7 protein-coding genes are annotated in these 7,303 nt (G+C 67.8%); 4 read left to right on the forward strand and 3 right to left on the reverse strand.

The window, feature by feature from the left end:
- On the forward strand, positions 1-275 hold a 275-nt coding region (locus HMPREF3115_RS03700; RefSeq protein WP_176748732.1), incomplete at its 5' end, for a succinylglutamate desuccinylase/aspartoacylase domain-containing protein.
- 264 nt (positions 276-539) lie between these two features.
- A complete protein-coding gene (locus HMPREF3115_RS03705; RefSeq protein ID WP_070553459.1) occupies positions 540-1,334 on the forward strand; it encodes an ABC transporter substrate-binding protein in 795 nt (264 codons plus the stop codon).
- Positions 1,335-1,403: 69 nt separating this feature from the next.
- Here the strand turns inward: HMPREF3115_RS03705 and HMPREF3115_RS03710 are convergent, their stop codons facing one another.
- Positions 1,404-2,903, reverse strand: coding sequence for an HDOD domain-containing protein (locus HMPREF3115_RS03710; RefSeq protein ID WP_070553460.1), 1,500 nt, complete (start codon positions 2,901-2,903; stop codon positions 1,404-1,406).
- 18 nt (positions 2,904-2,921) lie between these two features.
- Positions 2,922-4,664: a cyclic di-GMP phosphodiesterase CdpA gene (gene cdpA / locus HMPREF3115_RS03715; protein ID WP_193760134.1), complete on the reverse strand. Its 1,743-nt coding sequence runs from the start codon at positions 4,662-4,664 to the stop codon at positions 2,922-2,924.
- 269 nt (positions 4,665-4,933) lie between these two features.
- On the opposite strand from cdpA, the gene HMPREF3115_RS03720 reads away from it, so the two are divergent.
- Positions 4,934-5,485 carry a peroxiredoxin gene (locus tag HMPREF3115_RS03720; protein WP_006401198.1) on the forward strand — a complete coding sequence of 184 codons (552 nt, stop codon included), beginning with the start codon at positions 4,934-4,936 and terminating at the stop codon, positions 5,483-5,485.
- A gap of 91 nt (positions 5,486-5,576) precedes the next feature.
- Here the strand turns inward: HMPREF3115_RS03720 and HMPREF3115_RS03725 are convergent, their stop codons facing one another.
- Positions 5,577-6,206 carry an SDR family oxidoreductase gene (locus HMPREF3115_RS03725; RefSeq protein WP_006401197.1) on the reverse strand — a complete coding sequence of 210 codons (630 nt, stop codon included), beginning with the start codon at positions 6,204-6,206 and terminating at the stop codon, positions 5,577-5,579.
- A 296-nt stretch (positions 6,207-6,502) separates the two neighbouring features.
- On the opposite strand from HMPREF3115_RS03725, the gene HMPREF3115_RS32180 reads away from it, so the two are divergent.
- Positions 6,503-7,303: NYN domain-containing protein (locus HMPREF3115_RS32180; RefSeq protein WP_256275994.1), on the forward strand; the 801-nt coding region annotated here is incomplete at its 3' end.

Consider the following 7,303-nt stretch of genomic DNA (forward strand, 5'->3'; position numbering starts at 1 on the left):
CGGGCGACGCCGACGCGCCGCTGCCGCGCGTGTTCACGGTGATCGACCAGATCACGAAACAGAGCGACGCGCTCGAGCTGTTCGTCGCACCCGACGTCGCGAACTTCACCGCGTTCGCGCGCGGCACGGTGCTTGCGCAGGACGGCGATTACCGCTACACGGTGCGGCACGACGAGGAGCGCATCGTGTTTCCGAATCCGTCGGTGAAGCCCGGCCTGCGCGCGGGACTGCTCGTCGTCGATACGACGCGCGACACGCTGGCCGCGCTCGTCTGACGGGGCGGCCGGCGCCGCGCCGGCACCGCGAGCTTGCCTGTTTGCGACATCGTCTTGCGCGTTTCACGCGCGTGCATGGGGGCGCCGCGCGCGCGATGCAGCACGGCCGCTTTGCGGTGCGGGCCGCGCGGATTGGTACAATCGCGGCCTTGCGGCTGTTGCGCCGCATCACGGCGCGTCGTCGCGGTTGCCGTCGCCATCCGGCCCTGCAATGATGCATGCGCCCGTAGTTCCGGAACATTCGAGTATCGAGGAGAACACCTGATGAAGTTGGATTGGCGTAAAGTGGCCGCGCACGCGGTAGTGGCGGCATCGGCGGTAGCGGCAGGCAGCGCGGTTGCGGCGGATCTGAAGGAGATCCGGTTCGGCGTCGAAGCCTCGTATGCGCCGTTCGAATACAAGACGCCCGACGGCAAGCTGACCGGCTTCGACATCGACATCGGCAACGCGGTGTGCGCGAAGCTGAAGGCGAAGTGCGTGTGGGTCGAGAACGACTTCGACGGCCTGATCCCCGCGCTGCAGGCGCGCAAGTTCGACGCGATCAACTCGGACATGACGATCACCGATCAGCGCAAGCACGCGATCGCCTTCACCGATCCGATCTACACGATCCCGAACCAGCTGATCGCGAAGCAGGGCAGCGGCCTGCAGCCGACGCCGCAATCGCTGAAGGGCAAGCGCGTCGGCGTGCTGCAGGGCACGATCCAGGAAGCGTACGCCAAGAAGAAGTGGGCGCCGGCCGGTGTCGAAGTCGTGCCGTACCAGACGCAGGATCTCGCCTACGCCGACCTGAAGTCGGGCCGTCTCGACGCGACGTTCCAGGATTCGGAGGCGGGCGCGAAGGGCTTCCTGTCGAAGCCGCAAGGCCAGGGCTTCGCGTTCGCGGGCGGCACCGTCAGCGATGCCGAGATTCTCGGCTCGGGCGTCGGCTTCGGCCTGCGCAAGAACGACGCGGCGCTGAAGACCGCGCTCGATCAGGCGCTGAAGGAACTGAAGGCCGACGGCACGATCGACTCGCTCGCGAAGAAGTACTTCAGCGTGCCCGTCACGCTCAAGTAAGCGCGTTTCGATTCCGTCGCTTTTCGCCAGCCGGCCGCACGATGCGGCCGGTTTGCTTTTGGGCGGCCGCTACGCGGGGAAGAACCGGCTCAGTTCGCGCGCAAGCTCGTTGAGCACGCTCATCTCCTGCTGCGTGATCTTGCGCGCGGGCTGCGCGCCGGCCCAGTCGCCGTACAGCAGCGCGACCGTCGAGCCGCCGGCGCGCACCGGCAGCAGCACGAACGAGTGCGTGTCGTCGAAGGCGTCGAGATACCACGCGGGCAGCCGGCGCAGCATCTTCGGCTCCTGCGCGTGCTCGATGAAGATGCCGACCGAATTCGTGATCGCGAGATGGAACACGTCGGGCTCGAAGCGTTCGTCGAAGCGCAGCCGGTCGAGCACCGCATCGACGTCCGGGCCGAAGCCGAGACGCGCGGCAAACGTGCCGTCGTCGTGCCGCACGAACATGACGGTGCGCGTGAACGCGAGGCCCGCGAGCAGGCTTTCGGACGCGAGCGCGAGCACCGGCGTCAGCACGTGCTCGGACGGCAGCGCGCGCAGATCGGCGAGGCCCGCTTCGAGGCACGCTTCCGGCTCCGTCTGCGCGCGCGCGATCGCATCCGCATTCGCGCGCAGCTCGACGATCTCGCGCATCACGGTGTCGCTCGCTTCCTCGCGCGCGAGCTGCTCGGCGATCTCGACGAGCGCGCCGGACGGCATGTCGAGGATCGGCGCGTAGTGCTGCGCGAGCGTGCCGATGCGCGCGTCGCGCTGCGGGCCTTCCGGCATCGCGAGCGCGCTCGCGACGTCGGTCGAGCAGCGGCTCACCGCGCGCAGCCATTGCGCATGCCCGTCGTCCGCGTCGCTGCCGGCGAGGGCCGTGTCGTCGGCGTCGCGATCGTCGTCGCGCGATTCGTCGTCGTCCGCGCGATCGTCGTTCGCCATGCCCGCGCAGATCATGTCGGGCAGGCGCCAGCGGGCGGCGGCCTCGAGTCCGATCTCGTCGAAGCCGACGCCGAGCACGTCGATGCACGCGGCCGTTTCGTCGCCGTGCAGCTCGGCCGCCCGCCGACGAATGCGGTCCCATTCCTGATCGAGATAGCAGACCACGAGCAGCTTGCCGACCTGGCGCATCAGCGTGCAGACGACCGCTTCCTCGCCCGCGCGCAGCTCGACGTGTTCGGTCAGCTTGCGCGCGACGCAGCCGGACAGCAGCGCGCGGTTCAGTTCGAGCTTCGCGTCGATGCGGCGCGGCGTGCTCTGATGGAAGTGATCGACGAGCTTCAGCCCGACGACGAGATGGCCGACCGCGTCCATCCCGAGCACCATCAGCGCACGCGTGACGGTCGTGATGTTGCCGCCGAACGCCATGTACATCGCGGAGTTCGCGAGCCGCAGCACCTTCTGCGTCAGTGCGAAATCCGACAGCACGACGCGCACGAGCGCCGTGAAGTCGAGATCGTCGTTCTTCATCGCGGCCATCGTCGTGCGCAGCGACTCCGACAGCAGCGGGAAGTCGCCGCGTTCGTTCATCCGCGCCCACAGCTTGTCGAGCAGCGCGGTCGGGGCCAGGCGTTCGGTAATTGACATACGCATCCGTCCGGCCCGTCAGGCCGCCGCGTGCAGGTGCAGCTGCTGCGCCGCGAAGCGGCGCGCGAGCTCCTCGGACGGCAGCGCCTGACAGACGAGCCAGCCCTGGATGTGGTTGCAGCCCATTTCGGTCAGCAGGGCGCGCTGCGCTTCGGTCTCGACGCCTTCGGCGACGAGTTCGAGCTCGAGCGTCTGCGCGAGCCCGACGACGGCCGACACGATCGCGCGATCGTTGCGCGAGGTCAGCAGGTTCTCGACGAAGCTGCGGTCGATCTTCAGCTTCGCGAGCGGGAAGCGCTGCAGATACGCGAGACTCGAATAGCCGGTGCCGAAATCGTCGATCGCGAAGCGGATGCCGAGCTCGGTCAGTTCCTCGAGCAGCCCCTTGGCATGCGCGGGATCGTGCATCAGCAGGCTTTCGGTGATCTCGAGCACGATGCGCCGCGGATCGATGCCGGTCAGCGCGATCGCATCGCGCACGCTTTGCGTGAAGCGCGGATCGCGGAACTGCTGCGGCGACACGTTGACCGCGACGTACTGCAGCGCGAGCCCCTGCCGATCCCACGCGACGAGCTGCATGCAGGCGGCCTTCAGCACCCAGTTGCCGAGATAGTTGATGAGCCCGATCGATTCGGCGAGCGGAATGAACGTCGCCGGCGGCACGAGCCCGTGAACGGGGTGGCGCCAGCGGATCAGCGCCTCGACGCCGACCACCGCACCGGACTGGCTGCGCGTGATCGGCTGGAAATGCAGCGAGAATTCGCCGTTGCGCACGCCGTCGTAGAGATCGGCTTCGAGCTTCAGCCGTTCGGCGTCGGCCGGATCGTCGACCGGCGCATGGAACGCGAGCGCATTGCCGCCCGACGCCTTCGCCTGCGCGAGCGCGTGATCGGCGCGGCGCAGCAGCGGACTGTGGTGCTGCGCGCGATGCGGCGCCGCGCGCTCGTCCGGATACAGCGCGATGCCGATGCTTGCTGAAAGATGCACCGGTTGCCCGTGGTACGTGTACGGCTCGCGAACCGCGGCCTGCAGCCGCCGCGCGAGCGCGTCCGCCGCGTCGCACGCGCGCGTGCGGTCCGGCGCGGCGAGCACGACCGCGAACTTGTCGCTCGCGACGCGCGCGAGGAGTTCGTCGGGCGCGACGAGCGTACGCAGCCGCCGGGCGGTCTCGCGCAGCAGCGCGTCGCCCGCGTCGTAGCCGAGCGCGCGGTTGATCCGCTGATAATCGTCGAGATCGAGCAGCAGCAGCGCCGCGCACGTGCCTTCGTCGTCGGCCGTCTGCTGCGCGCGGATCAGCGCGGGGACGAGCGCCGACAGGTTGTCGAGCCCCGTCATCGGATCGTGATGCATTTCGTACGTGAGCCGCGCCTCGAGCGCGCGCCACGACGAGATGTCGAACGCGGCGATCGCGAAGCCTTCGACGCCGTGGTGGCGGCTCTTCACGGCGCGCAGCTCGACGTCGAGCGGGTAGGTCAGCGACTTCACGATGCTCATCGTCGCCTTCTCGACCTGCCCGGAGCGCGCGGCGCGCGCAAGCAGGTCTTCGAGCGCCGCGGTATCCTGTTCGGCGATCAGGTCGCGCAGCGTCAGCGTGTGCAGATATTCGCGGTGATAGCCGATGAAGCGCAGGCTCGCTTCCGACACGTAGAGGAAGCGCAGCTCGCGATCGACGTGGGCGAGGAAATCGACCGTGCCGACCGTCTGTTCCAGCCAGTTGCGCACGGTATCGTCGCGACGCGGTGCGCCGGCGCGCGCAGGCATCAGCGCGCCGCCCGACCAGGCGAAGCGGCGCAGCGTATGCAATGCGCTGCGCCAGGGGCCCTTGCGCGGCGTCTGTTTCCTGTTGGCTTCCATGTTTCTCGCTGACGTGAAGGGCTGGAACCGGTTGTCCGGGAGGAATAACGGCAGACTGCGAGGAATCTTTAACGGACCGGCCGGCGCGCTGCGCGGGCCGGGCGGGCGCCGGGTTCGGCAAGCGAACGCGGGCGCATGCTGCAACGAGGCTGACTTTATAAGAAATGAGGACGCAGATGAAGCGAAAACTATTGCTGGGCGCCGTTGCGGCGGCGCTGGTGGCCGGTCTTGCGCCGATCGCGCAGGCGCAGCTGAAGCCGGGCGACGCGGCGCCCGATTTTACGGCGCCCGCATCGCTGGGCGGCAAGACTTACAGGTACTCGCTCGCCGATGCGCTGAAGCAGGGCCCGGTCGTGCTGTATTTCTACCCGGCCGCGTTTACGAAGGGCTGCACGATCGAGGCGCATGCGTTCGCGGAGGCGGTCGACCGCTACAAGGCGTATGGCGCGACGGTGATCGGCGTGTCGGCCGACAACATCGATACGCTGACGAAGTTCTCGGTCAGCGAGTGCCGCAGCAAGTTCCCGGTCGCGGCCGATCCGGACGCGAAGATCATCCGCGAATACGACGCGAAGCTGCCCGCGCTCGATCGCGCGAACCGCGTGTCGTACGTGATTTCGCCGGAAGGGAAGGTCCTGTACGAATACACGAGCCTGTCGCCCGACAAGCACGTCGAGAACACGCTCGCCGCCGTGAAGGCGTGGGCCGACGCGCATCCGAAACGCTGACGGGCCGGCCAAAGAGAACCGCCCGCGCGAGCGGGCCGCATCGTGCTGCGGTGCCGGCGGCGCGGGTACTGCGCCGCCGGCGCTCCAGCGGTTACGCGCGCAGCGCCTGTTCGATCGGCACGCTGCCGCCGACGAAGCCGATAACCTTTCGCGAAATGCCAAGCTTGATCGCCTCGATCGCGGCCCATGCAACGTCCTGCCGCGACACGGGCGGCGCGGGCTCGACGCGCTCCTCGGTCAGCGCGATCTTGCCGACGCCCGGGCCGTCCGACAGCGGGCCCGGACGCAGGATCACGTAGTCGACGCCGGACGCGATCACGCGCTCGTCGCCTTCGCGCTTCATCTGCGAGTAGTGGCGCAGCGCGTCGGGGCTGCGCTCGGGCCAGTACGCGGTCAGCGAGCTGATCACGACGAGCTTCTGGACGTTGTATGCGAGCGCATACTCGGCCGCGCGCGCAACGGCGTCGCGATCGATCTGCTGCTCTTCGGTGGCGCCTTCGGATTCGGCCGAGCCGGCCGCATAGATCACGTGCGCGATGCCCTGGAACGCCGACGAGAAATCGGTCGTGAGATCGGCCTCGACGACCCTCGCGCCCGGCAGCGTATAACCCGGCCGGCGCACCAGCGCGGTGAGCTCGAATTCCGGCTGCTTGAGCAGCAGATCCGCGCAGGCGCGGCCCGTGCGGCCGGTCGCGCCGATCAGCAGTACCTTCGTCGTCATGAAACGGCTCCTTGCTCGATGCGTCATCCTTCCAGTTAGGGACGGACGACCGATACTCAAGTGTATGTCGAATTGGCCGGGCGGCGGCGCGTCAAAAAGGGGCGCATCCACGGCGGCCCGGCGGTTGCACCTATCGGGAGCATACCGGGCGACGCGGCGCGACGACGGTGTGTCGCCGCACATAGTGCGGCTGCCGCGCGGAATGCGGGCGGCGCGCCGCCGACCGGCTATCATGTGCGCCACGCATTTCCTGCCGCTACGCAAATCAACGCGTCGGCCAACCGGTTGGAGTACACATGGCATTACCCCTGGACAACGTCAGCATGGCCGTGTTCTGCGACTTCGAGAACGTCGCGCTCGGCGTACGCGACGCGAAGTACGAGAAATTCGACATCAAGCCCGTGCTCGAAAAGCTGCTGCTGAAGGGCAGCATCGTCGTGAAGAAGGCCTATTGCGACTGGGATCGCTACAAGGGCTTCAAGGCGGCGATGCACGAGGCGAGCTTCGAGCTGATCGAGATTCCGCACGTGCGCCAGTCGGGCAAGAATTCGGCCGACATCCGGCTCGTCGTCGACGCGCTCGACCTCTGCTACACGAAATCGCATGTCGATACGTTCGTGATCGTCAGCGGCGACTCGGATTTTTCGCCGCTCGTGTCGAAACTGCGCGAGAACGCGAAGAAGGTGATCGGCGTCGGCGTGAAGAAGTCGACGTCCGACCTGCTGGTCGCGAACTGCGATGAGTTCATCTTCTACGACGATCTCGTGCGCGAACAGCAGCGCGCGCTCGCCAAGCGCGAACAGCAGCGTGCGGGCAACGGCGGCGCGAAGCGTGCGGACGAGCCGTCGCGCAAGCCGGAGATGGAGGCGCGCAAGGCCGAGGCGATCGCGCTCGCGGTCGAGACGTTCGAGGCGCTTGCGTCCGAGCGCGACGACGTCGGCAAGATCTGGGCGTCCGTGCTCAAGAGCGCGATCAAGCGCCGCAAGCCCGATTTCAACGAGTCGTACTACGGCTTCCGCGCGTTCGGCAACCTGCTCGACGAAGCGCAGGCGCGCGGGCTGCTCGAAGTCGGCCGCCGGGCCCGTCTTCACTTCGAT

Origin of the sequence: Burkholderia sp. HMSC10F09 (genome assembly GCF_001806955.1) — a bacterium.
GTDB classification, from domain to species: domain Bacteria; phylum Pseudomonadota; class Gammaproteobacteria; order Burkholderiales; family Burkholderiaceae; genus Burkholderia; species Burkholderia multivorans.